Source organism: Paenibacillus silvestris, assembly GCF_009882985.1.
GTDB lineage: Bacteria > Bacillota > Bacilli > Paenibacillales > NBRC-103111 > Paenibacillus_E > Paenibacillus_E silvestris.
The window spans coordinates 57167-82004 of record NZ_WTUZ01000016.1; the positions used below are offsets into that span (position 1 = coordinate 57167).

General features: G+C 45.1%; 23 protein-coding genes. 19 read left to right on the forward strand and 4 right to left on the reverse strand.

Annotated elements, in window-relative coordinates; translation table 11 throughout:
* Positions 1-190 precede the first annotated feature (190 nt).
* Complete coding sequence (locus GQF01_RS13190; RefSeq protein WP_161407230.1) at positions 191-1279, reverse strand: M24 family metallopeptidase; 1089 nt, start codon at positions 1277-1279, stop codon at positions 191-193.
* Between the two features lie 314 nt (positions 1280-1593).
* Between GQF01_RS13190 and GQF01_RS13195 the strand changes: the two genes are divergently transcribed.
* Positions 1594-1977, forward strand: a complete 384-nt coding sequence (locus GQF01_RS13195) for a hypothetical protein (protein WP_161407231.1) — start codon at positions 1594-1596, stop codon at positions 1975-1977.
* Between the two features lie 53 nt (positions 1978-2030).
* Here the strand turns inward: GQF01_RS13195 and GQF01_RS13200 are convergent, their stop codons facing one another.
* Positions 2031-2555 (reverse strand): hypothetical protein, encoded by a 525-nt coding sequence (locus tag GQF01_RS13200; RefSeq protein ID WP_161407232.1) that lies wholly within the window; start codon positions 2553-2555, stop codon positions 2031-2033.
* A gap of 112 nt (positions 2556-2667) precedes the next feature.
* On the opposite strand from GQF01_RS13200, the gene GQF01_RS13205 reads away from it, so the two are divergent.
* The 14 genes from GQF01_RS13205 (at position 2668) to GQF01_RS13270 (ending at position 17466) form a co-directional block, all read left to right on the forward strand.
* Positions 2668-3078, forward strand: coding sequence for a GNAT family N-acetyltransferase (locus GQF01_RS13205; protein WP_161407233.1), 411 nt, complete (start codon positions 2668-2670; stop codon positions 3076-3078).
* Between the two features lie 148 nt (positions 3079-3226).
* Positions 3227-4177, forward strand: coding sequence for a hypothetical protein (locus GQF01_RS13210; protein WP_161407234.1), 951 nt, complete (start codon positions 3227-3229; stop codon positions 4175-4177).
* A 2-nt stretch (positions 4178-4179) separates the two neighbouring features.
* Positions 4180-4746 (forward strand): nucleoside/nucleotide kinase family protein, encoded by a 567-nt coding sequence (locus GQF01_RS13215; RefSeq protein WP_161407235.1) that lies wholly within the window; start codon positions 4180-4182, stop codon positions 4744-4746.
* A complete protein-coding gene (locus GQF01_RS13220; protein WP_161407236.1) occupies positions 4733-5914 on the forward strand; it encodes a TIM barrel protein in 1182 nt (393 codons plus the stop codon). The genes GQF01_RS13215 and GQF01_RS13220 overlap by 14 nt, the downstream gene beginning before the upstream one ends.
* A gap of 124 nt (positions 5915-6038) precedes the next feature.
* The gene (locus tag GQF01_RS13225; protein WP_161407237.1) at positions 6039-7010 is read left to right on the forward strand and encodes an SDR family NAD(P)-dependent oxidoreductase; all 972 of its coding nucleotides are present in this window, start codon (positions 6039-6041) and stop codon (positions 7008-7010) included.
* A gap of 152 nt (positions 7011-7162) precedes the next feature.
* Entirely contained in the window at positions 7163-9364 is a 2202-nt protein-coding gene (locus GQF01_RS13230; protein ID WP_161407238.1) for a hypothetical protein, read from the forward strand.
* 27 nt (positions 9365-9391) lie between these two features.
* Positions 9392-9970: a dienelactone hydrolase family protein gene (locus GQF01_RS13235; RefSeq protein ID WP_161407239.1), complete on the forward strand. Its 579-nt coding sequence runs from the start codon at positions 9392-9394 to the stop codon at positions 9968-9970.
* 530 nt (positions 9971-10500) lie between these two features.
* Entirely contained in the window at positions 10501-10830 is a 330-nt protein-coding gene (locus GQF01_RS13240; protein ID WP_161407240.1) for an antibiotic biosynthesis monooxygenase family protein, read from the forward strand.
* 63 nt (positions 10831-10893) lie between these two features.
* The gene (locus GQF01_RS13245; RefSeq protein WP_161407241.1) at positions 10894-11457 is read left to right on the forward strand and encodes a TetR/AcrR family transcriptional regulator; all 564 of its coding nucleotides are present in this window, start codon (positions 10894-10896) and stop codon (positions 11455-11457) included.
* A gap of 321 nt (positions 11458-11778) precedes the next feature.
* Positions 11779-12657, forward strand: coding sequence for an oxidoreductase (locus GQF01_RS13250; RefSeq protein ID WP_161407242.1), 879 nt, complete (start codon positions 11779-11781; stop codon positions 12655-12657).
* 54 nt (positions 12658-12711) lie between these two features.
* A complete protein-coding gene (locus GQF01_RS13255; RefSeq protein ID WP_161407243.1) occupies positions 12712-13878 on the forward strand; it encodes an MFS transporter in 1167 nt (388 codons plus the stop codon).
* Between the two features lie 55 nt (positions 13879-13933).
* Positions 13934-15364 (forward strand): aldehyde dehydrogenase family protein, encoded by a 1431-nt coding sequence (locus GQF01_RS13260; protein ID WP_161407244.1) that lies wholly within the window; start codon positions 13934-13936, stop codon positions 15362-15364.
* A 303-nt stretch (positions 15365-15667) separates the two neighbouring features.
* On the forward strand, positions 15668-16753 hold the full coding sequence (locus GQF01_RS13265) for a collagen-like protein (RefSeq protein ID WP_328803453.1): 1086 nt from the start codon (positions 15668-15670) through the stop codon (positions 16751-16753).
* Between the two features lie 101 nt (positions 16754-16854).
* A complete protein-coding gene (locus GQF01_RS13270) occupies positions 16855-17466 on the forward strand; it encodes an S-Ena type endospore appendage (RefSeq protein WP_161407246.1) in 612 nt (203 codons plus the stop codon).
* Positions 17467-17473: 7 nt separating this feature from the next.
* Here the strand turns inward: GQF01_RS13270 and GQF01_RS13275 are convergent, their stop codons facing one another.
* Both GQF01_RS13275 and GQF01_RS13280 read right to left on the reverse strand, forming a co-directional pair.
* Complete coding sequence (locus tag GQF01_RS13275) at positions 17474-17815, reverse strand: DUF3992 domain-containing protein (RefSeq protein ID WP_161407247.1); 342 nt, start codon at positions 17813-17815, stop codon at positions 17474-17476.
* Between the two features lie 27 nt (positions 17816-17842).
* The gene (locus GQF01_RS13280) at positions 17843-18226 is read right to left on the reverse strand and encodes a DUF3992 domain-containing protein (RefSeq protein WP_161407248.1); all 384 of its coding nucleotides are present in this window, start codon (positions 18224-18226) and stop codon (positions 17843-17845) included.
* A 544-nt stretch (positions 18227-18770) separates the two neighbouring features.
* Here GQF01_RS13280 and GQF01_RS13285 point away from each other — a divergent pair.
* The 4 genes from GQF01_RS13285 to GQF01_RS13300 all read left to right on the forward strand — a co-directional run bounded on the left by GQF01_RS13285 (position 18771) and on the right by GQF01_RS13300 (position 24755).
* Positions 18771-19361: a glucosaminidase domain-containing protein gene (locus GQF01_RS13285; protein WP_161407249.1), complete on the forward strand. Its 591-nt coding sequence runs from the start codon at positions 18771-18773 to the stop codon at positions 19359-19361.
* Between the two features lie 600 nt (positions 19362-19961).
* A complete protein-coding gene (locus GQF01_RS13290) occupies positions 19962-21731 on the forward strand; it encodes a sensor histidine kinase (RefSeq protein ID WP_202556328.1) in 1770 nt (589 codons plus the stop codon).
* Complete coding sequence (locus tag GQF01_RS13295) at positions 21724-23331, forward strand: response regulator (protein WP_161407251.1); 1608 nt, start codon at positions 21724-21726, stop codon at positions 23329-23331. Before GQF01_RS13290 ends, GQF01_RS13295 begins: the two co-directional genes overlap by 8 nt.
* 104 nt (positions 23332-23435) lie before the next feature.
* The gene (locus GQF01_RS13300) at positions 23436-24755 is read left to right on the forward strand and encodes an ABC transporter substrate-binding protein (protein WP_161407252.1); all 1320 of its coding nucleotides are present in this window, start codon (positions 23436-23438) and stop codon (positions 24753-24755) included.
* Positions 24756-24838 lie beyond the last annotated feature (83 nt).

Consider the following 24838-nt stretch of genomic DNA (forward strand, 5'->3'; position numbering starts at 1 on the left):
TCAGGGTTGAGTGAGCTAATTAACAGGAGTTTTTCCAGTTATTGCAGTTGTTTTTCGGGATTTGCTTGAAATAAATGGAGTTTTTCCCGCTATTCGATTCGCCTTCATAAAAAAAGAGGCGATCCCAAGTCATCTAATGACCGAGAGAGCGCCTCTTTTATGAAAATATTAAAAATAGTCGTGAAAACCGTTACCCGATAACGGTTAGTTCCTTCGGGAACGACGTAAGCACTTCGACGCCACTATCCGTGACCAGCACATCATCCTCGATTCGTACGCCGCCAACGCCCGGTACGTAGATGCCCGGCTCGATGGTGAAGACCATGCCGCTGCGTAGCAGCTCCTGGTTCTGTCCGTGCACGGATGGATATTCGTGCACATCCATGCCAAGGCCGTGTCCGAGCCGGTGCATGAAATAGGGCCCATAGCCGGCGCTAGTGATGTGTTCGCGCGCCGCGTGGTCCAGGCTGGCCAGGGTAGCACCGGGGCGAGTCGCCTCAATGGCTTGCAGGTTCGCTTGCAGCACCGTCTGATAAATTTTTGTTTGTTCTTCCGAAATATCGCCTACCGCGAACGTTCGTGTAATATCCGATGCATATCCGTCCGCATAGACGCCGAGGTCGAACAAGAGCAGCTCCCCTTCACGGATGGCCCGTGAGCCAGGAACGCCATGCGGCATAGCAGATTTCTCTCCTGCCAGCACCATTGTCGAGAAAGAAGGTCCGCTCGCACCGAGCTTCTTCATCTGGTACTCCAGCTCGGCCACTAGCTCAATCTCTGTAACGCCAGGCTTCACTTGCGCGATGCCGGCACGCAGCACATCCTCGATAATCCGCACCGCATGCTTCATACGCAGCACTTCGTCTGGAGTCTTAATGACACGCATCTCGCGCAGCGGCTCGTCGATATCTGCATAGTGAGCAGCACCGACCGCTTGGCTAATAGCCTCGAACCGGCTGACAGTCATATAGTCCTTCTCCAGTCCGAGCGTCCGGATGCCCTCCGGCATAAGCTTGCTGAGAACTTGATAAGGGTTATCCGTGTCTGTGTGAGTATGGATCTCCTTCACGGACGATGCGGCTTGTGCCGCTTCAAAGTCGAGAGCTGGTACAATTAGCAAGGGTTCGGATCCACGTGGAATAAGCAGCCCAAGAAAACGCTCATGCGGGTCACTCGCAAACCCGGTCAAATAATACACATGCTTCGGCATCGTAATCAGTACTGCATCGATTGCCTGCCGATCCATATAGGCAACTAACTGTTCAATACGCATATTCATTAAATCAATCAACCATCCTTTCGCCGTTAAGCGATACTAATTAATCGCACTATAATCAATATCGGTAAATTCTATTAAAGTAGTCCCATTCAATAACACCCATGAAAAAGAAAGCTATTCCGACCCATTATAATGTTAATAAGTGTCGGGTGACAAGAACCTTTTCTTGTCCACGGTGGATTGCAGATGATCTTAGTAATAGAGGGCAGGATAACTGCAAACAGGTACTATGAAAAGATATGACTGTGGGTACTTCCAAATATAACCTAAACTAAACCTAGTGATAATTGATTATTCGGGATAGGTGATGGGTTATGTTTGTAAGTATTGTTGTCGTTTTGAGTTTATTTGCTTTAGCAGTTGCTGGAATAACTGTAACAGCAGCAAGAAGACAAAATAAAGTAGTTATAGTATCTATTGAAGTCATTGTTTCGGTAGGCCTTCCAATATTGCTTTTTAACCTTTATGAAAAATGGTTCCCGGACTATTACAGTCATGGATTCTTTCCAAACTTAGGCGCTCTATTGGCAGCTGCCGTGATGTTAACTGTTAATCTGGTGCTCTTAAGTCCATTACTAAATAGATTATTTGAAAAGTATGTAGATGACTTAAGAAGAATTATATTTGTTGTAATTATTCCAATGATTATGGTTTCTGCATTCGGCCAATTAATCATTATGCATATGTTAAATGAGTAGGTGCTGCCAAATGCATAGAATTTTCATGTATCATTTGCACTTGCCGAAAATAATTACACCTCAATAAACTCATGTAAATTGTTTTGAATTCTATCATTAATAATCTGCAATGTCTCTGCGGCGGCTTCATCAAATGCAGTACGCAATAAGCTTATTGAGGCAAGTAAATTCTCGTCATGCATCATGTCTTCACGAATGACATGAAACCCATTAAGACTAATTGGATGATTAGATTTTTTGAGCGTTACTTCAACATTTTCCAGTATATTGAGCATTCTATCACCCTCAAAATACTTTAATCCAGCTTTGATTGCTAACCATATTTTTGGCTGAGCCATAAAGTACGCACTCCACCAATAAAACTCAAGAAGAGATTTAATTGCATGATTATAATAAACTTGGAAGGAGAATAAAGCTTTTTGACCATTAGTTAACTCGTTATAAAATTGTTCCATGATTATGGAGCTATTCTCGACGGATTGGTCTGCGACTCTTTCTTTATACGCTTGAATGAGCGGTTTGAAACAAACATGACATAGTGTGTCTTTTGTCACTAAGCCTAGTTCTTGCTGGGTCATCTTTACTATCAAAAATAATCACTCTCCTTACCATAATTATACAGTGGTTGAGAGAGAATAAAACCTTGTTATTCAGGAATGACCAATAAAGAATTAGGAAAGGAAAATCAAAGTGAAGATTATAGCTGCCACCGAAAAGGATATTGATTTTATCAAAAGCAGGGATCACCATCTCAAGGAGAAATTAATAGTATCAAAAATCAGAGATAGAGAAATTTTCTTACTGCAAGATGATACGGAAGGAACCATCGGTTGGATGCGTTATAGCTATTTTTGGGATAACACGCCTTTTATGAATTTGATCTGGATCGAGAAGCCTTACCGCAGTAAAGGGATAGGAAAGAAAGCAGTTGATTATTGGGAGAATCAAATGCAAGAACAAGGCTTTAAACGGGTCATGACGTCTACCCAAGCAGATGAAGAAGCTCAGCATTTCTATAGGAAACTAGGTTACAGAGATGCAGGATGCTTATTACTGGACGATCAACCAATGGAGATTATCCTTATTAAAAAACTCAGCTAAAAATGGATCTCCGCGGGGGTCAGTTGCGTTTACGAGCAGGTAAATCTATCTATTTCACGAATGTAGAATACAAATAATTTAGTGATGGTCAATAACAATCAAGGATGGTGCACTGTAGAAATTTGACCCAAATAAGGAGGTTCATTAGATGTCTACTGAAAATTCCGAATTGCAACTATCGAAGCCCAAGCAAGCAGTGATAGATTGGCTGCTTGGCGGGGACCCTGCGATCCGTTGGCAAGTGATGCGTGACCTAACGCAAGAGACCGATGACAATGTTGCCGTAGAGCGATCGCGGATCGCATCGGAAGGCTGGGGCGCCCGCGTCCTCAGTCTGCAATCTTCCAAGGGCAACTGGGGCGGAGAAGCCGACGCACGGAACTGGCTATGTACGAGCTACACGTTGCTGCTTTTGAAGGATCTGGGCCTGGATCCGTCGGGCGAGGAAGCCCGCAAATCGATTGGTCTCGTGCGTGACAACATCACTTGGCCGCAACAAATGGGAGGCCAGCCTTACTTTGACGGCGAGACCGAACCATGTGTCAATGGGTGGATTCTTGGCGCTGGTTCCTACTTCGGAGAAGGCAGCGCGCGGCTAGTTGATCGTCTTCTCAGTGAGCAGCTTAAGGACGGAGGCTGGAATTGCAACGCTCCTACAAGTCGGCGATCCTCCTTCCACAGCACCATCTGTGTCCTGGAAGGATTGCTAGAGTATGAGAAGGCTGAGGGTGAAACTGCAGCTGTGACAGAAGCTCGCGCCCGGGCGCATGAGTACCTTTTGGAGCGTCGCATGCTAAGGTCGCTAACCTCAGGTGAGGTGATCGATAATAATTGGGCGCGATTTTCATTTCCGACGACATGGCATTATGACGTACTGCGTGGTCTGGATTACTTGCGCAGCGCAGGGGTTGAACCGGACGAAAGGGTCGCCGAACCCGTTAGCCTAGTAGCGAGGAAACAAGACCAGAGCGGGAAGTGGCCGCTCGAGAACTCACACTCCGATCGCGTTCACTTCGATATGGAAGGTAGGGATGGCGAGCCTAGTCGTTGGAACACGCTTCGCGCATTACGAGTGCTGGATTGGTATCATAGGAGGTAATGATGAACGCAAAACCTTACGTCATATCCATATCCGCTGTCTCAGGAGGCGGAAAGACCACCATAACCAATCAGTTGCATGCTGCTTTGAATAACTCAGAAGCTCTGTATTTTGATGATTATGAATTTACAGACTGCCCAGAAGACATCTGTGAGTGGGTTCATAGAGGAGCAGACTATAACGAATGGCATTTAACCCCTTTGATCGAGGACGTCAAACGGCATCTTTGTAATAAAAATACATCCTATATATTGCTCGATTATCCATTCTCCTATTTGAATAAAGGCATTAGTGGATCTATTAATTTAAGCGTTTTCATTGATACGCCACTTGATATTGCGATGGCAAGAAGGATCTTGCGAGATGATATGGAGAGACCCATTGATGATGTGAGGACTGACTTAAGGAACTATCTTTTGCGGGGCAGGGATGCTTATTTGGAAATGCAAAGAACAGTTAAACCGAATTCTGACATTGTCATTGACGGGTTGTTGCCAGCCACACGAATTGTGAATCAATTACTTGATGAAATAAAAAACAGAAAGGAGATACAGCATGATAGATCCTAAGATTTTTTTGACTGTGGATAATTGTGTCTTTTCCAAGAGATGGACGCGCCCGGCAGAGTGGATGGAGTTACTCAGTTCTATGGGTGTTTATTACGTTGAGGCTAGCGCTGATAATGAATGCGATCCTCTTTATATGGGCATGGATTACATGCAAAGATGGGCGCAGGAAGTGAAGACCGCGAGTGAGTATACGGGTGTAAAAGTAGCAAATATCTATTCCGGGCATGGCACATATGCAACGTTGGGATTGGCTCACCACGATATTGCTGTCCGCGAGCGCATTCAAAATGAGTGGATTCAACCACTCGCCGATATCGCGGCAAATGTAGGGGCTGGAATCGGCTTTTATTGCCATGCCTTCTCTGATCATGTTTTACAGAATCCGGCGTTTTATCGAGAAGCGGAAGAGGATTTATATACCAGGCTTGCAGATATAGCAGCCTATTGTCAAGACAAAGGGATTCGCACCCCAGGTGTCGAGCAAATGTATACGCCGCATCAAATACCGTGGACGATCGACGGCTCAAAACGTCTGATTAAGGAAGTATTCCGCCTATCCCGAGCGCCGTTTTATCTTACATTGGACACAGGCCACCAAAGTGGTCAGCGCAAGTTTCTTCGCCCGGATGCTCCAATCATCAAGGAAATGCTGACCCGTTTTCGAACAAAAGGGTATCAGGATTCGTTGTGGATGGGCCCGAAATCCGCTTATGATCTATTTCAACAAATGATACATACGACAGAAGATCAAGAAGTCGCTATGATGGAGCAAATCTTACAAGAAATAGATCGTTATCCCTATCTCTTCGCTGCTGAATCGGATGGTGACACGTACCGCTGGCTTGAAGAGTTGGGCTGTTATTCTCCAATCGTACACTTGCAACAAACCACGGGAACCTCTTCGTCCCATCAGCCTTTTACGGAGGCTTGTAACCGGAACGGCATCATTTTTGGAGAACCTGTGTTAAGGGCGCTTGAGAAAGCCTATCAAGCTCCTGACGAAGAGGGGTTCCCTCCCAAATGCAAGGAAATCTATTTAACGCTAGAGATTTTCTCTGGCACTAGTGAGATGAACAGCGATATTAAGAAGAAATTGCAGGACTCAATTGATTACTGGAGGCAGTTTATACCTAAAGACGGCTTGTCATTGAGTGAACTATTACTTTAGAACCCAGCCCGTTGCTGTGGGTTTCTTTTTTATCAAATTTGTAATTGACTAATCAATAACTGAATGATAAGATGAATTCAATTAGTGATTGATCAATCACAAACAATGAAAAGGAGCTAATCCAATGAAAAAAGCGATTGTCATCGGAGCAACGGGCGGCACAGGAGCAGCAATTACAGCGGAACTTGTTAAAAGAGGAGTAGAAACTATTGCGTTTGGACGTTCTCGCCAGAAGTTAGAGCACTTTGCCAGTAAGCTTGGCAATCCAAGGCATTTAACTCTTTCCGTAGGAGACGCTATGCGCCCTGAGGATATAGTGGCTGGGGCAGGCGACGCTGACGTAATGTTCCACTGCGCGAATGTACCCTATCACGAGATGGTAAGCAGGCTAATTCCGCTAGGGGAATCTGTGATGGAGGCCGCGGAGCGGCTTGCGATAAAAGTCGTAGCGATCGACGGGATCTATCCTTATGGGAGAAGACAGACGGAGCTTGTTACAGAGGAGCATCCCAAACAGCCCTATACCATAAAAGGAAATGTTCGACTAGACTATGAACGGATGCTGTTTAGCAAACGGTGGAGCCACGCACAAGTCATGATTGTTCGCTTGCCAGATTATTATGGACCTACGGCTAATGAAGCGTCGTATTTAGGCTCAACACTGGAAGCGATTGCTGCTGGTAAAATGGCTTTTTTCATCGGCAACATGAAAGTTCCCCGCGAATATGTCTATTTGCCAGATGCGGCTGCGATGGTTGCTGAACTGGCTGGCAAAGATTTCGCTTATGGACAGAATTGGCATATACCTGGCTCTGGTCTTATCTCAGGGCGAGAGATCGTAAGGATTGCCCAATCGGCAAGCGGCTTCGCTAAACCGGTAATTCCGTTGAAAAAATTAGGTTTATCGTTGATTGGCTTGGGAGTCCCTGTGATGAAAGAAATCGTAGAAATGCTTTATTTAACCGAGGAGCCATTAGTGTTAAGCGGTGAAAAATACAAACGGAACATTGGACCTATCGTTGCGACACCATTCAAGGAAGGGATAGCTTCGACGATAGCTGCCTTGCAGGAGAGCAAGTTTTCTCAGGCACAATAGTAATTGATTTATCAATAAATTATTTTGGCGAAAGGCGTCGGGGTTCACTAAGAGGATTTCCAACAACCAGAATAGAAGTATAAAGGCATCCTATTTTTGGAAAATTTCAAAATCATATAAGTAATCTCAGCAGCTTCAAGAAGGGGGACCGTATGACTCGTCCATCGGTGCACGCTAATGAAACTCGTGGATCGCGCAAGGAATCAACGAGACCAACAGAGACTCAGGCACAACAGCAGCAATCTGAATCTTTTGCTCCGATGATGGGAGGTATACGGGGCATAATGGGCTTGCAATCTACGATTGGCAATCGTGGGGTTGCCCAGCTTGTTCGAAATCAAGTACGTCCCCAGCCTTCGCAGAATGTTCAGATGAACGCAGGAACTATGCATGTTCAGCTGATGCCTAAGTTCAAAAGCGAGGAAGAAGCAATCATTTATTTCGAGGATTGGGAAGAAGGCACTGTTTTTAGTGAACATGCTCGGGAAGTGAAGCAATTATTGCAGTTAGCTATCCAGAATGGCTGGGAGGATTTGCAGGACCGAATCGAATATGCGCAAAGCGAAAGTGAAATGGCTGCCATTGAACAATTTAAATCCTGGGACTTATCGAATAGCTCATTATTCGGCGCTGCTAAGAAGCTGCTGGAGAAGGCGCAGGATAAAGGCTGGGAACAGCTAGAGGATCTGGTCATCGACTACGTGCGTAAAGTGGAGGATGAGCGCGATGAGCCCCTCACACCGTCGGATGGTTTGCTGCAAATACAGCGCGATTTCCTCAAACATTGGTCGAATAAATCTCCAATCCCTATGGATATTTTGAAAAGACTGATGCTTCGTGCCGGCGAGACGGAAAAAGAACTGGCTTGGTTGACGCTACTGCTTGCGCTGCCGATTCCTCCTTTGACCCTCTCTCAATTCGATCTCATTACGCGTTATCAAAAGGATTTGGAAGGAAATGACGAAGCATTAAGATGGGTAATCAAAGTAGTAGATGAATCACCTACGTTAAGTGAAGCGCAAGGGATTATCGAATTAGCGAGGGATTTTGATTATCAAATTGAATTTGCATTGGAAGCAGTTGTAGGTTCCGAGACCTATGCGGAGAGCGTTAGAGAGAAAGAGTTTCAAAAGGTTCAGGATAGTTCTAAACGTCAAAAGGAAAATGCTTCAAAAATCGGTCGCGAGAAGGCGATGAGCAATTTAACCAGAAACCAGAAGAAGGATTTAGAGAAACCGACCAAAAAATCCGAGATTGAAGCTCTTCTAGAAAAAGATGAGAAGCAATTTACCCAAAGGATATTTGATGTGATTGATCTTAGGACTCAAGAAGCGGAAGAGCACGTTATTAAGGTGATCGGCCCTGAAGCCTATGCGAAGCGGCGAGATGAATACTTAACTTTTTTCCAACTGATGAATTATGATCCTGCGACCCTTGCTGCCTTAGATTTATGCGATCATAACTTCAAGACGGCAGAGAAGATTATTCTAATGGTACAGCAAGCTCCGAATTTGCTGAATTTTATTGCTCATGATGGCGTGAAATTGCAGCAATTTAATCTCTGTACGAGTGAGCTTCCTCTTGCCACACTGAACATCCTGCTAACGCAAATAACATGTGATGAGTTGATTAGTTTCGCAGCAAGCGATCTTTGCTTGCATCTGCTGGAGACGCTGCACACCGATAATGTACCTGTGCTTCATATGAAGCAGCTTGCCACCAGGCCAGATCGGCTTGTCTATTGTGATCCGCAATTTGCTGCGGATTACTCGCTCCTGATGGTTCACTATACACCCGTTCAGATTAGTCAATTAATTGATTTGACACCTGGTGGTGCGAACACGAAAGTTCACGTACTTCGCATGCTGCGTCCTAAAGCTGCTGCGGCAGCTGACCTGATTACCTGTTTAACATTGACGGATCGCATGCGCTGGAATCAGGACATATTGCTTCAAGAAATAGGCTCCCTGGCAAATGGCAGAACGGCCATACAGTTAACGAATTTTATTTATGGGAAAAGGCTCTCTATCTTCAATCGCAATACGAAATTCGATAATTGGGTGAATACGCTTTGTGTACTGATGACGGATCAGGGCTATACGGTAACTGTTGGCGGGTCCTATAAGCTCTCAGGCAACAACACCTTCGAACGTGAATGCATAATCTATGATAATGGAGGTAATGAACGAGGGCGATTTGTGGTTCATTATCACCCAGGTGCTGTACAAAGTGTGGAGCATCCCTATGGCTCTGGGGCGCATATTAAGCCTCACAGCGGGAATTTAACAACGCCAAGAATCGGAAGAGATTATTTGCAGGATGTTTTGAAAACCCAGATTCCGACCAAAAAGTAACGGATGCTGCGAAGGAGGAGTAGAAAGGTGGCCGAGGTTCTGATATTTCATCATGCGCAGGGTCTGACCCAAGGTATTCATGTCTTTGCTGAGGAGCTTAGAAAAGAGGGGCACACGGTACATACTCCTGACCTTTTCGAAGGTCGCTTGTTCCCCACAATCAATGACGGCATGGCCTATGTCAAGGAGATTGGTTTTGAAGAGATTATAGAGCGCGGCGAACGAGTGGCAAATGAGCTTCCAAGCGACATCGTCTATGCCGGATTTTCACTAGGTGTGCTCTCTGCCCAGAAGCTTGCACAGACTCGGAAGGGTGCTATTGGAGCGCTGCTCTTTTACTCCTGTGTTCCAACCTCCATGTTCGGATCACCCTGGCCAGCGGATCTACCGGCACAGATTCACAGCATGGATGCTGATCCGTATTTCGTTGACGACGGCGACATGGAAGCCGCTCGTGAGCTCGTGGCTTCGGCCAATCATGTCGAACTCTTCATGTACCCAGGCGATGGGCACTGCTTCGCGGACAGCAGTTTGCCTTCTTATGACGCTGACGCGGCGGCGTTGCTGATGGGGCGTGTTATCGAATTCCTCCGTCAGTTGAGGTAATGGTCAACGACAAGAAGCTAAATAGCGGAGAATGAAGGATAATTTTTGAATTGGATAGCCATATGTTTGCCAAGGCGCCTCCCTGATTGGGTAGGCGCCTTGAACTTTTTTATCGTCACAGCGTGAGAAAAAGAGGAGAAATCGCTCAAGTGGAGGTTATCGGATGGGAATTGGAACTAGAAAAGTTGCTATTGTCGGTGCTGGCATGGTTGGCTCCGGCTGTCCCTAGAGCCGAATCGAATAGCTGGAAAAACTCCCTTTATTTCAAGCGAATATATACCTGTAAATCCTAATAACTGGAAAAATTCCTGTTAATTATCTCCTTACTCCTGTTTCCAAGCGCAATCGACCGAATTAACTGGAGAAATTCCATGTATTCATGCAGTAGCAGTGTTATTGGGCGATTTAGCGGTAGTATTTCCTGTTCATCTGAAGAGGCACTCCCAAAAGTTCAACCATTTTGTTACATGCATAAGTTGGTGTCGTGAAGCGAAAGATACGCGAGAATAATTATAGGAGGAGTTACCTTTATGACACTCATTTCAGCGAACACTAATGTTCTTACTTTTATTAATGTCTTCACAGTGGAACCCGAAAATCAAGAACGACTAATTGACTTACTCACTAGTGCTACAGATGTCTCCGTTCGCTATGCACCAGGATTTATTTCTTGCAGCCTCCACCGAGGGACAGAAGGCACGAAAGTTACGATGTATGCACAGTGGGAAAGTGCGGAGCATTACCAAGCCATGAGGAATGACCCGAAACCTCTTCCCTATTTGCAGGAAGCAATGAAGATAGCTACGTTTGAGCCGGGCAGCTATGAAGTTGTGAAAACTTTTGAACCCTCAAAGGAATAAGGTCGTGCATACTTGACATCTGCCTCGGGATCGTACTAATGTTAGTGCCAAGAGGTGGATGACATGAGCAAGAAAAAAGACATAATGGCTGCCACGCTAGACTTAATTGATGAAGAGGGACTTCAATCAGTGACCTTTTCCAAGATATTTAAGCGAGCAAACGTAGGGTCTGGCACGATGTATAACTATTTTGCTAATAAAGAAGAACTGGTTAATGCCGTGTATAAAGAAGCACGGATGCTGATGGGGGAGCACCTGTTAAAGGACTATAATCCTGAAGCGAGTTTGTATGAGCGCTTTAGGTGTCTTCAGTTAAATAGACTACAGTTCGGTATTCAATATCCGAAGGAATTCATGTTTATTGATAGTTATTCCTACTCGCCGTATATCTCACCTGAGTTGCGTGCGATGGACGATCCTCTGAACTCCCGAGATGTCATTATTTCATTGATTGTCGAGGGTCAAAAGATGGGGATCATCAAAGAAATGGATTCTCATTTGTGTCACCAGCTCATGCATGGGATGATAGCTTCTATTCTGAAAGGGTATTATGTACGGAAATATCCGATGAACGAGCTCCAGATTCAACAAATTATGGAGAGCTGTTGGAAGGCCATACTCGTTTGAAAAACAGTTTTGGGGACTTTAGGGTCTCGCGGGCTGTTTTTTATTTTATTTATATATTGGAATTAAAATTCTGTTATGTGACGAGGTTTGTTTTTACGGTGTTTATATTTGGAATTATAATTCCATTAATATAATTCGTTTCTTGTTCATTATCTAAAATTTTATCTTATTATGTAAATTAATCGTGATTTTATAGACTAATTTATAGGTTTCATATTTGTTTTGGAATAAAAATTCCGAAATGTATTGACCTGTAGTTGCCGAAGGAGTATATTGACTATGGAACAAATATTCCAAACAATATTAGGGAGGCAACATTATATGTCAAAAGTATGGTTGATTACAGGAAGTTCACGTGGATTCGGTCGCAGTCTTGCAGAGGCGGTGTTGGCTAAAGGAGATCAACTAGTCGCTACAGCTCGCAACACAGAGCAGATTGCCGATCTTGCAGCACGTTATGGCCATCAAGTTCGCATCGTACAGTTAGATGTAAACAAATTCGAGGAGGCTGAAGCAGCTATACAGGTCGCTTTTGAAGCGTTCGGGCGATTGGACGTGCTTGTTAATAATGCAGGTTATGGAAACGTCTCTTCGATTGAAGAAACGTCGATGGAAGATTTCCGCGCTCAAGTAGAAACGAACCTCTGGGGTGTCATCAACGTAACGAAAGCCGCGCTACCGCTTTTGAGAGTACAAGGTCATGGCCATATCGTCCAATTTTCTTCGATTGGCGGACGTACAGGTGCACCTGGTCTTGCACCCTATCAAACGGCAAAGTGGGCAGTGGAAGGTTTCTCCGAAGTGTTGTCCAAAGAGGTAGGCCCACTTGGACTGAAGGTTACTTTGATCGAACCGGGTGGCTTCCGTACCGATTGGGCAGGCTCTTCCATGCAGCATATCGCGCCTCGTGATGAATACCAAGCCACAGTTGGCGGCCTGCTTAAACATCTTCGTGATACAACCGGTAACGAGAACGGCGACCCGGACAAAGCTGCACAAGCCATCATTTCAATCGTCAATGAGGAAAACCCGCCGCTTCGCTTATTACTGGGAAGCGATGCAGTAGCAATCGCAAACGCGGTGGACCAAGGCAAGTTAGCCGAAACGAAACGTTGGCAGAAGCTTAGCCAGTCGACAGATTTTGTATCCAAAGAGCTGGATCCTGAAGTATCGCGCATGTACGACGAGTTTGAAGAGTAATAAGCTTGCACAGCAGACTGCGTGGTGACACAAAGTCAGAAAGAGGGTGCATCTATGAAACTAAGCGCAAGAATTTCTTTATTATCGCTTGCAGTTACGACGACTTTCGGGACGATGATGGCCGCTCCAGCGGTGAAACCGTTGGCGGTGGCTTTCCCCGGCACCAACGCACTTTTCGTGCAATGGGTCGTCACCATTTCATCTCTATTTATTTTGCCTACTTTATTCATGGCAGGGAATCTCGGTAGACGTTTTTCGCGAAAAAACATCTTAATTGCAGGTTTGCTCTTGTATATAATAGGCGGCGTTGGTCCAGCTTTCATGAACTCATTCGAAATGATATTAGTGTGCAGGGCGATCTTGGGTCTTAGTATCGGGCTCATCTCGCCAACATTCAATGCTTTGATTGCGGAGAATTTCCAAGGCAAAGAACGATCGCGAATGAACGGCATACAGACTTCAATCAATGGCATTGGCGGGGCGGTTTTCCTGACTTTTGGTGGAATTATAGCATCGTTTGGATGGAGAGAAGTATTTCTAACCTATCTGTATGCTGGTTTGTTATTTATCTTGGTGATCGCATTTCTTCCCAAGTTTCCGCCGATGCAGGTGGAACAAATGGAGAAAGGAAGCGTTAAGCTGCCGAAGTTTTTCTTGGCGGTTGCCGTTGCAGCTGGGCTGCATGCGATGCTGTTTACGCTCATTCCGACGAACCTTTCGTTATTTCTATCTAATAACGGCATTGGCAGTGTAGCTTCTGTTGGCTATTTGACTGCTTTCGCTCTGGTTGGCGTATTCGTTGGAGGACTTGCGGTGACTCGATTAAGCACCCTATTCAAAAAAATGCTTGTCCCACTGGATCTAGCTGTGATGGCTGGAGGCTTCGTGCTCCTTGGTTTTGCTCACACGATTTGGACAGTAGCACTTTCTGTGTTCATGATTGGCTTGGCAGAAGGCATGTTATTCCCACTATCTTTCATTAAAACGGCGGAAGTTGTACCTAAACTTAGCTTAACAACTGCAATTTCACTGATGCTAGCTTGTGTTTATGCCTGCCAATTTCTGAGCCCTTTATTCGTAAAAGGAGTAGAACTGCTGCTTCATACAGATTCAACTCGAGGTGTGTTTATGGCGGTAGCTACAGCATTAGCGGTGACAGTTGTTATCTACTTGCCACTTGTTCGAAACAGGAAGAATGCAGCTGTGCAATCCATGTCTTAAGCAATGAAACCTACAACATTAAACGAACCAAACTACAACTAGGCAGGTGTCTGTTATGAGAAATATTGACAGCATTTATATAAACGGAAAGTTCATAGCTCCGAGTGGCACGGATCTTCTGGATCTAGTTAACCCAACTACTAGAGAAGTTTTTGGCCGTGTAACGCTAGGAAATGAAGAGGATGCTAAACTTGCCATTACGGCAGCGAAAGCAGCATTCACTTCCTTCTCTAGAACTTCTGTACAGGAAAGATCCGCGATGCTGCAGCGTTTGAACGACGCAATCCTGGATCGGATTGACGAGTTGGCAGAAGCCAATATCCTCGAATACGGTGCCCCTCGAATGGCCGCAACGGGTCGGGTAAAACTTGCCGCGGCAAACTTGATGGACAGCAAAGAGGCGCTGGAACAGTTCGAATTTGTCCACATGATCGGCAAAGCCAAAGTTATTGCCGAGCCCGTAGGTGTTATCGGTATTATCACACCTTGGAATGCAAGTTATTCGCAAATTACGGCCAAACTAGGTGCAGCGATAGCGGCTGGGTGCACAGTTGTGATAAAGCCTAGTGAATTAAGCGCGCTGCAAACCCAACTGCTAACGGAATGCTTCCATGCAGCGGATATTCCAGCTGGTGTGATCAACGTTGTGAATGGTCTTGGAGCAACGGTGGGGGCAGAGCTGACGCGCAATCGGCACGTGGCAATGATTAATTTTACAGGTTCAACGCGGGTGGGAAAAGAAATTCGCAGGGCCACAGTAGATTCCATGAAGCGTGTCACTTTAGAACTTGGCGGCAAATCTCCTAATATCGTACTTGACGATGCAGACTTCACCAAGGCGATTCCTGCCGCTGTCAGATCGTGCTACACGAATAATGGGCAAGCTTGCGTTGCGGGTACAAGATTATTCGTTCCAGAGCACCGCTTGGAAGAAGTTAAGAAGCTTGCACGTGCAGCCGTAGAATCGATGAAAGTCGGTCTTCCATCCGAAGCAGATACAATACTTGGGCCGCTTGTCACTGAGAAACAATACAATCAAGTTCAGCATTACATTTCTACGGGCATTCAGGAAGGCGCTGAGTTGGTGATTGGTGGCGTAGGTCAGCCACAAGGATTGGAACAGGGAAACTTTGTCAAGCCGACTGTGTTTGCTAACGTAACGGAAGAAATGACGATCGCGAAGGAAGAGATTTTCGGACCTGTACTTTCAATTCTAACGTACAGAACTGAGGAAGAAGCTGTTGAAATGGCCAATAACACGGACTATGGTTTGGGGGCTTATATCAGCACTGCCAATCTGGAGAAAGCTAACGAGTTGGCGTCCCGGATTCAAGCAGGCGTGGTGCTTATCAACGGTGCTGGTTTTGAAATGAAAGCTCCTTTCGGTGGATTCAAGCATTCCGGTATCGGTCGTGAATACGGTATTTATGGTTTGGAAGATTGTCTGGAAACCAAAACGATTACTGGTTTCGATTTACTGATGTAATATATTCATAGTTTCTTCATTAATATATAGGGATCAAAGTTTTGTCTGCGGGCAGAACTTGGTCCCTTTTTGTTATGGAGTAAGGCTAACGTACAAGCATTAGCTAGGATAAATGCATTTACTAGTAATAGAGTTGTTATTTGTTTATGTAATAGGCAAGTTGAATAAAGAGAGGGGCTGCTAGAGATGTCATATAGCTGCTCAAAATGTAAGAAGGCGTTCGTAGAATCTTCCTATTCTACTTGTTCAAGTTGCTCAAGTTCTGACTCGTTGAGCTGCGATGGAATTTCGAAGAAGAAAGGAGTGACGGGTCCGACTGGAGCGACTGGAGAGACAGGTGCAACGGGAGCCACGGGAGCCGCGGGAGCAACGGGAGCAGCGGGAGCGACAGGGGCAACGGGAGTAACAGGAGCGACGGGAGCAACAGGAGCGACAGGGGCAACGGGAGTCACGGGAGTCACGGGGGCAACGGGAGCCGCGGGAGCGACAGGGGCAACGGGAGTAACAGGAGCGACGGGAGCAACGGGAGCCGTGGGAGCGACGGGCGCGGCGGGAGCAATGGGAGCAACAGGAGTAGCGGGAGCAACGGGGGCAACGGGAGCGACGGGAGCGACAGGGGCGGCGGGAGCAACGGGAGCAACAGGAGCAACGGGGGCAACCGGAGCGACGGGAGTCACGGGAGCGACGGGCGCAACAGGAGCTACGGGAGCGGCGGGAGCGACTGGTGCAACGGGAGCCGCGGGAGCGACAGAGGCAACGGGAGCTACGGGAGCGGCGGGAGTCACGGGAGCAACGGGAGCAACGGGGGCAACGGGAGTCACGGGAGCGACAGGAGCAACGGGAGCGACGGGAGCAACAGGTGCAACTGGAGTCACAGGAGCGACCGGGGAAACAGGGCCGAACTTCGCGGCTGTGGGGTTCTCGGCGTTCTTGTCCACAGTTTCGGTGTCTGCGAGCTCACAGCTTACGAACTGGTCGACAGCGAATCCTTACTATGGGCACGCTAATTTTAATGCAGTCACTGGGAATTTTACAATTCCGGTTACGGGGAGATATACCATACTGGCGACAATCAATTACATCACGACTGCAGCTGTTGCTGTTAGCCTCGGCGCAGGCATCAATCCTTTTTTTGTCGTTCAACGAACGTCGCCAACGGTAACGAATTTGGTGAGCGGGCTTTTACCCGTATTGAATGTGAACGTGGCCTTGGTCTTAACCTTGAGGGCTGTGTTGGGAAATGGAAATATCACATTAGCGGGCGAGGTTTTACTTTCAGCTGGAGATGTTATTGGGCTTTTCTATAATGCGAACGGTTTGACCATCAACTTAAACATTGGAAATGGTGGTTCGAATGGTGTGGTTTGGTCTGTACACGAGATAACCTAATTTTTGGAAAAATTTCTTTTTTAATGAAGGACCATGTGCGGATGAACGACATCTAATATCAAGTATGAATCTGTAAACTAACCTTTGGAAGGTGGGGGAGAATGTTGAAAGGGGGAAAAGGCATCAATAAAAAGAACATCGTGTCTTTGAAGATTGCGCTCAAGGTTAAAACCACATGCCATTCGAAAAACAAACGAAAACTAACTTACAACCTGTATACACGATGTTGTCGTAAAAATAAAATGCCAAAAAGGAGACCTTCGCTTATTTTTCGCTGCCCTCCAAGCCATTGCAAAAGCCAAAAAACTATTCCTTGGGCCTATCCAATTAAAGTACCTACGCTAATAGAATCACCGATTAAATGTGCCCCCAATTTGGTCGTTGATAAAGAGTGTTGCGGAAATATTCTGATGCAAGGACAGCAGCCTGGTTTCTATATATGGGAAACGGATGTTGACTCCCATATCACGATTGCCCAGATCAGTATATTTTCGAGTTCCAGCAGCACTAATGCCTTAGAAGTGAGGATAGATGGTACAGAAAGTAAAATACTGTCTGTACCACCAGGCAGTACAATCAATTTTATAGGGCAGGGAACCAAATCCATATTTATCTCTGTACTAGCTACGGAGATGACGTATGTGGAAGGGAAGTATGTCATTTCAACAACGCTTCAGGTTCCCTCCGAATCCGATTGCCATAACGAGGAATAGTTCGCTTTTATAGGCTGTAACGTACGGTTATACAGAATTCGCCTTGAGCAGCTCCAGCAGAGGTGAACGAAATGCTATCAAATCGCGCTACAGTGAAAGTTGCACTTCCTCCTACAGGAATGACAAGCGTTTGAATGGGAGCAACGATTCCTATTTTGAAAAAGTTAACGGTAAGTACGGTAGCAGCGGTGCCCGTTTCAAATTTCACATACCCTGTTCCATTAATCATACTGGAGATATTATCCGAATAAATGGTTTGTGTATCTGCAGCAGTAAACAGCCAATTCGTGCATACTTTATCCTGCACAAATATTTTATCCGTGCAACAACTTAGAGCTGTATCACACATATACAGGTGTCCCTCCTTTCTTACCTTTTATTGGACTGGATAACGAGTTGTTATGCAAAACTCTCCTTGATAGGTGCCAAGGGTTGCGCCTGGCAAAGTTAAGCGGATAGAACCGAAACGCCGATAAGTAAAAGATAGACTCGATCCAGGAGAAATTGTGATTGGGGTAATCATGGGAGCACCTGCACTATTCAGTAAGTCAAACGTAATATCAGCAGGTCCAACGTCATATTGCAAATAGCCCGTTCCGACAATATTTTGATTAATGTTATTTGTGAAGACTGTAAGCAGCACATCAGTGGCTAAAGTAACGACAGTACCACTCCAGGGTGTACATACCTTATCCTGTACAAAGGTTTTATCTGAACAGCAAGTTAAAGCAGTTGCAGATGCATTGGTATTACAGGCCATAGCTAAATACCTCCCATATTTATATTCTCAACTAGTTAATGCAGGCAATAACCTGCTTGCTTGGACAAATGACTCGTATTGTAAAAATTAGGAAAAATATTCAGTGGGCATTATAATGATAGGCATGAAAGTGAGTGGAGCTGCGTGACTCCGAACGAAAGAAAACTTATTAGGGAAAACATCTATGTTTTGGATATGAAAAAGTATGGAAATCTCACGGTGGTTACCTATTGCTTCTATTATAAGGTGCCATTTGATGAGCTTGGAGAACGGAGGTATTATACGTGCGTTATATAGATCATTTATATCAAAAATTAACGTTTCCCCTCTTCATGGGGGGGACCGATTAAGGAACATATCATCAGGATATGTTCCTTATTTGTGTGAAGGAAGAATCATGTATAGTATTATTTATACATATATAGTAAAAATCTAATGTATAGTCTAGTATTTGTGTTCTTTTTAATGTGCTAGTATGGGAATTATAGAGGAATAGGAAAGATGCTGTCCTGTCCGCTGTCCATTACTAGATTGGAGGACACAAATGATAAATAAAGTTGAATGGTGGGAGAAGGCGAAGGAGGCCAGCAAGCAAACAGGCTGGTTGCCTACGGTCATATTAGCTCAGTGGCAGCATGAGACAGGAAACTTTGCGAGCGCTAATCTGATGAATAATAACAATATAGCCGGTCAGACCTGGCAGCCTTACATGAGCGAAGCACTTAGAGGTAGTGCCAGGCCCAAAGTAGAAGGCGGTTATTATATCAAATATGCGGACCCAGTCATTGGCTACGTTGACTTTATACAGACTAACGGAAGGTATAAAGATGTTAAGCTGCAGACAACCGAAGCAGGACAGATAGGAGCTATTGCGGCAGCGGGATGGGCAGCGGATAAGAGGTATGCCGAACTCCTCATGAATTGCTTAGCAGGCAATAGAAATCAAGGTTTTACACTTGAGCGATGGGAGGACGAGACCTTGAAACTTGATGAGAATGTCGTACATACAATAATCAATACCTGGATTAAACCAGCTTGGGGACAAGCTAACGAATCCAATGACACCAAAGAAATGGACTACATGAACTGGTTAGCCAATCAGTTAAGACAGGCGGCAGGTTTGCCGCTGGAATAGTAAAAGCTTACGCGGCCTTAACCGAAATTGGAAGGTACATTAGGACTATACCCATACATAGCTTAAGAGACTGTCCCGGAAGTCATTACATGACGGAGGGGCAGTTTTTTACTTTTGAGAACTGCATTTCAGATGAACTGGAAATACTACCGCTAAAATAGTAGAGTAGCACAGGTGCAGTAGGTATACATGGAATTTCTCCCGTTAATAGGGACGATTTAGCTTGGAAGCAAGGTTAAATGAATAAATTATCGGGATTTTTTCCAGTTATTATGTCTTTTGGACCAGGATTTGCACAAAATAAAGGGAGTTTTTCCCACCGCGCGATTCATCTACTTAATAAGAGGCCATCCCTAGTCATCCAATGAGCGGGGAGCGCCTCTTTCATATGACTGAACCATAGGTTTTTTCGACATTTTTCTTGAAAAAAACAGAGAATACGTCATAAAATGCCAATAATAATACATTCCTATGTCGGAAACTAGTATGGTATGTTCTTCTTGATGCACTATTTTTGTAGGAGGTACATGAATGAGAGGATTTACTTTTCTTTTCCGATCTATTCGGGGAAAAATACTAGTCTCTTTTTTTATTTGCACGATGATTCCCATAACAACGATCTTATATAGCTTTTATCAATCATCAGGTGAAGTGGTAAAAGAAGAAATACAACGCAGCAATCAAGAAGCTCTGCATCAAATAGCCATCCATATGAATGATTTGGCAGAACGCATGTTGAAGGCATCGAATCTGATCATGAATGATCCTGATTTCAATCAATTTCTCGATGCCGGTACGGACTGGAATACCAACTATCAGGATCTTAGACGTTACAATATTGTACAACAGAGGCTCAGTAACGTGCGGGATATTCTGCTGGACAGCGGTGCGGTGATTGCTGTGATCGACGGCCGTGGATTTGTCCATACGACCTTGTCCGAGCCTAACGACCAAGGCAAACAAGCTCAGCTGCTGAAACAGTTGGAAGCTGAAAGTTGGCTGGAGGAAACGAAAGTCCAACATGGATGGCCAGTCTGGAAGTATCCCTACGAGGGTGCCATTCAAAAGCTGGCAGGCGGCAATGAATCTTACTTTACCCTAAGCAGATGCATCCAGGGAAATCCGAACGAGGCGGCTAATGTTCTATTTATCGGCATTCCTTCATCCGTCTTTCTTCCTATTAAAAAGCAGCCTTGGCATACAGAACATAGCAGCTTCATGCTGCTCAATGAACAGAATCAATTGGTCGGAGGGGAAACCCCGCTAACCCTTGAAGAAACAGATGATCTCATCAAGCAAGTGATCTTAAAGCAACGGGTTGGAGCGGCTGAAAGTGAGATATCGATCCGCGATTATGCGATCAGCGTGGAACAGTTCCCACGGCTCGGTTGGAAGCTTGTCCAATTTACCCCGCAAACCGAGCTATGGAATCAGCTAGGGGGAATTCGCAATCAATCCGTGCTCTGGTTATTTGGCTGGTTTCTGCTGTTTACCGTGGTGTTCATTTATTTCATGATTCGGCTAACAAAACCGCTGAAGCAGCTAGTCTCATCCATGAATCGGTTAGGAAGCGGGGATTTCCACTCGTATGTGACGATTGAGGGGAAGGATGAGTTTACGATACTCGGCAATCATTTCAACCACATGCTTGACCGCTTGCAACAGTTGATTATGAACTTATCTGAGGAGCAAAAGCGCAAGGAAGAGGCAAAACTTCAAACACTTCAAGCACAAATCAACCCGCACTTTTTGTTTAATACGCTCAACTCAATTAAATGGATGGCGATGTTATCCGGCGCTAAGCATGTGAGTCAGATGATTACGAAGCTAGGCAAGCTTTTGCAATATACAATGAAGGTTGGCGAAGAGTTTGTCACACTGGAAGATGAGATTACGCATCTGGAGTCTTATCTTGATTTGCAGAAGATTCGTTTTAACGATAACATACTAATTCAATTTGATATTCCTACGGAACTTAAGCATTACTCGGTCTTAAAGTTTATTCTGCAGCCAATTGTAGAAAATTCCATTATTCACGGTCAGAAGATGCCGTTAAACATAGAGATCTGTGCGTCGCTTGAGGGAGACTCCCTACTGATTAAAGTGAAGGATAATGGCCATGGTATTTCAGAAGAGCGGCTTGAAGAACTCCGTACGCAGCTGAGCCAGGATCATGCCAGATATAGCGGGATTGGTATTTATAATGTGAACGAACGCATTAAAATGCACTTTAGCAGAGCATATGGCATCGAGATGAAAAGCCTGCATGGTGAAGGAACGGTAGTGACGGTTAAATTACCACTTCAGTCTGTTCAAGCAGCCAATTCGGTGCAGGGACGAGTAGATAAGGAGACGAGCAGAAATGATTAGAGTACTTATCGTGGATGATGAATTTCTGGTACGAGTAGGGCTGAAGACGATAATCCCATGGGAGCAGAACGGCTTCGAGCTAGTAGGTGAAGCTGCTAATGGCGCTGAGGCTTTACATATTCTGAAACAGCAGAAATGCCATATCGTGTTAACGGACATTCGAATGCCTAATTGTGACGGCCTACAGCTGATAGAGGAGATGAAGACTGTTGCACCACAAGCGAAATGCTTGATTTTATCCAATCATAACGATTTTGAATATGTGCAGAAGGCACTTCGTCTTGGCGCGGTTGATTATATTCTGAAGCTCACGATGGAGCCTGAAGAGTTGCTGGAGAAGCTGAATCAACTTAAGGCATCCATTGAGCTTGAAACGGTTAAAACCAGGGAGGACTCACAGCTCAAATACAAGATGACCAAATATGGGAAAGAAGCAAGGGAAAAGCGTATCAGGGAACTGCTTGTGAAGCAGAACAGCACCCGCAGCGACGTAGAAGAAGTGATGCGCGAGTTTAATCTTCAGCCCTATCAAACGCCGATCTATGTTGTGAACTTTCAATTAGATCATTACAACGAGGTATTGGAGCGGAACAAATTCCAAAGCGAAAGATTGCTGCATTTTACGGTAGCCAATATTTTGACGGAAATTTTCAAGAAGTATGGCGAAGGTGAACTCATCGAAATCGAGAACGGCAAGTACTCTATCATAGTTGATCGTCTACAGGAATCCATGCTGTATGAGGTTCAAGAAGCTGTAGCTGCTTTCCTGGAGATTACGATCAGTATCGGGGTGTCCGCGCCAGTGCAAGAAATCTTGGATGTGCACCAAGGATTTATTCAGGCGAGTGAGGCGTTGTCTTACCGATTTTATGAAAGCGAAGGCGCATTTATCTATTTTGAGCATATTCAGGAGGTTGAGCCTGGCGTTGTTCAAGAGCTTTGGTCTGATGACGATTGGGAACGACTCGTAGAGAAGAGAGATGTAGCTGGTTTGCAGAACAAGCTGCATGTGGGCTATGAGGCTATTCGGAGCGGACCCAAAAGCAACCCGGAGCATATGCGGGAAGCTTGGGTTCATCTCGTGCATATTTTAGAAGCATTTGCCCGTAAATTGGGCGGAGATCTCTATTCTGTGCCGCTTCATGGGTCCATGTACCCTTATCACGCGGTGCGAAGTCTTGAGCGAATAGGGGATATTTTCCTGTGGTTTCACGGCTGGCTTCCCGTGTATGTCGACCAAATCAAGTTATTTTCCAATCAACAGTATCGTCCCGAAATTCAAGCTGTGATCAACACGATTAAAGAGCAGTTTGACCAGCCGCTAAAGGTATCAGAGCTTGCGAGAAAGGCTGGTTTCACAGAGAACTATTTAAGTGTATTGTTTAAAAAGGAAACCAGTGAAACGATCATGGATTATCTTACCCGAATCCGTATGGCCCGTGCCCGGGAGCTGCTTAAGGACCAAGCCTATAAGATTTATGAGATTTCCGAAATGGTAGGCTACGGGGACTCCACTTATTTCAGCAAGATGTTCAAGAAAATGGAAGGTGTTTATCCGCTTGAGTACAGAAAGCTCTACTTAGGGAAATCGGCTTCGTAGAAATGTACGGTTTTTAGCAGGAATTCACCATGTTATCGCACAACAGTATTTGTTACGCTGAAGCTGTTCAAGTGATCTTGTACAACTTTAGGAGGGGATTCTACATGAATAAATGGTATAAAGGGTCAATTGCTGTCATGCTAACAGCTTCCATGGTATTGACAGGTTGTGCGGCAAAGAACGATACCGCCGTAGTAAAAACAGACAAAAAAGCGGTAAAGCTCGTCGTTTGGGGAGCGGTTCCTGAAGAAACAGGTCCAAAGACCGTTGTTGAGAAGTGGAACAAGGAACACGCTGACATTCAAGTGGAATATGTCCGTTATATTAATGATGATTCAGGCAATACCAAGTTGGATACTGCGCTGATGACGCAAAGCGATGCTCCGGACATCTTCTTCAGCTACGGTGAAAACAACTTGTACCGCCGTGAAAATGCGGGGATGACGGTGCCGCTTGACGATATGATGAAGAAGGAAAACTTCGATGTGGACGGTGTGATCGGGAGCAACAATGTTCTGAAGTTCAAAGATCAATATCATTACCTTCCAGCCTACAAGAATGTAGATTTTGTAGTATTAAATAAGAAGGCACTTGATGAAGCTGGCGAAAAGGTGCCGACAGACTGGACTTGGGACGATTATTTGACGCTTGCTGGGAAGTTGAACAAGGGCGAACGAAAAGGCAGCTTCATTACACCGGGAGCTGATCTGTTAATCGGGAAGTTCACGCTCGTTTCCTCCCAGCCGAAGGATTCTTTCTATAAACAAGACGGTTTGTCTAATTTCAATCATCCGGCTATGAAAAAAGGCCTAGAGATTCAAAAAGCTCTTTACGACAAAGGATACATGGTTGGTTGGGGCGAAGGGCTTGCTAACAAGCTTGACCCGGCTAACGAGCTGTTAACCAGCAAAGCCTCCATGGTTTATGGCGGTGCATGGATGATGAGGAGTTTGAAAGATAAAACAAAGTGGCCACGCAATTTCTCCGTTGCTTTTGCGCCAGCTCCTCAGTACGAAAAAGGAACGAACGTAAATAACGGCGGCATGAATGATTTCATGTCGATTAACAAGAATAGCGCCAATAAGGATGCAGCGTTTAAGTTTATTTCCTGGTATTTGACTCAGGGGAACATGGATATGATTCCTGGTGGACGTATTCCTACGAATAAAAAAGCCGATATGACACAGGTCACACAATTGATCGTTGGAGATAATAAAGACATTATCGATCAAGACTCTCTGGCTAATGTGTTGAAAGCGAACTATACGTTTGCTGTTCGTGAGAAAGCGGTCGCATTCCCACAAATTACTTCTATTAGTAAAGAAGAAGCAGAGAAGTATTTCATGAACCAACAGCCTATTGATAAGACACTTGAAACTATGCAAAAACGGGCTGACCAAGCGATACAAGCCGAGAAGAAGTAATCACATTATAATAGAAGACCTGCAAGCTTAATTAGAGCTTGCAGGTCTTTTGTTGTATTCGGTTTTATCAGGGACATCCCAGA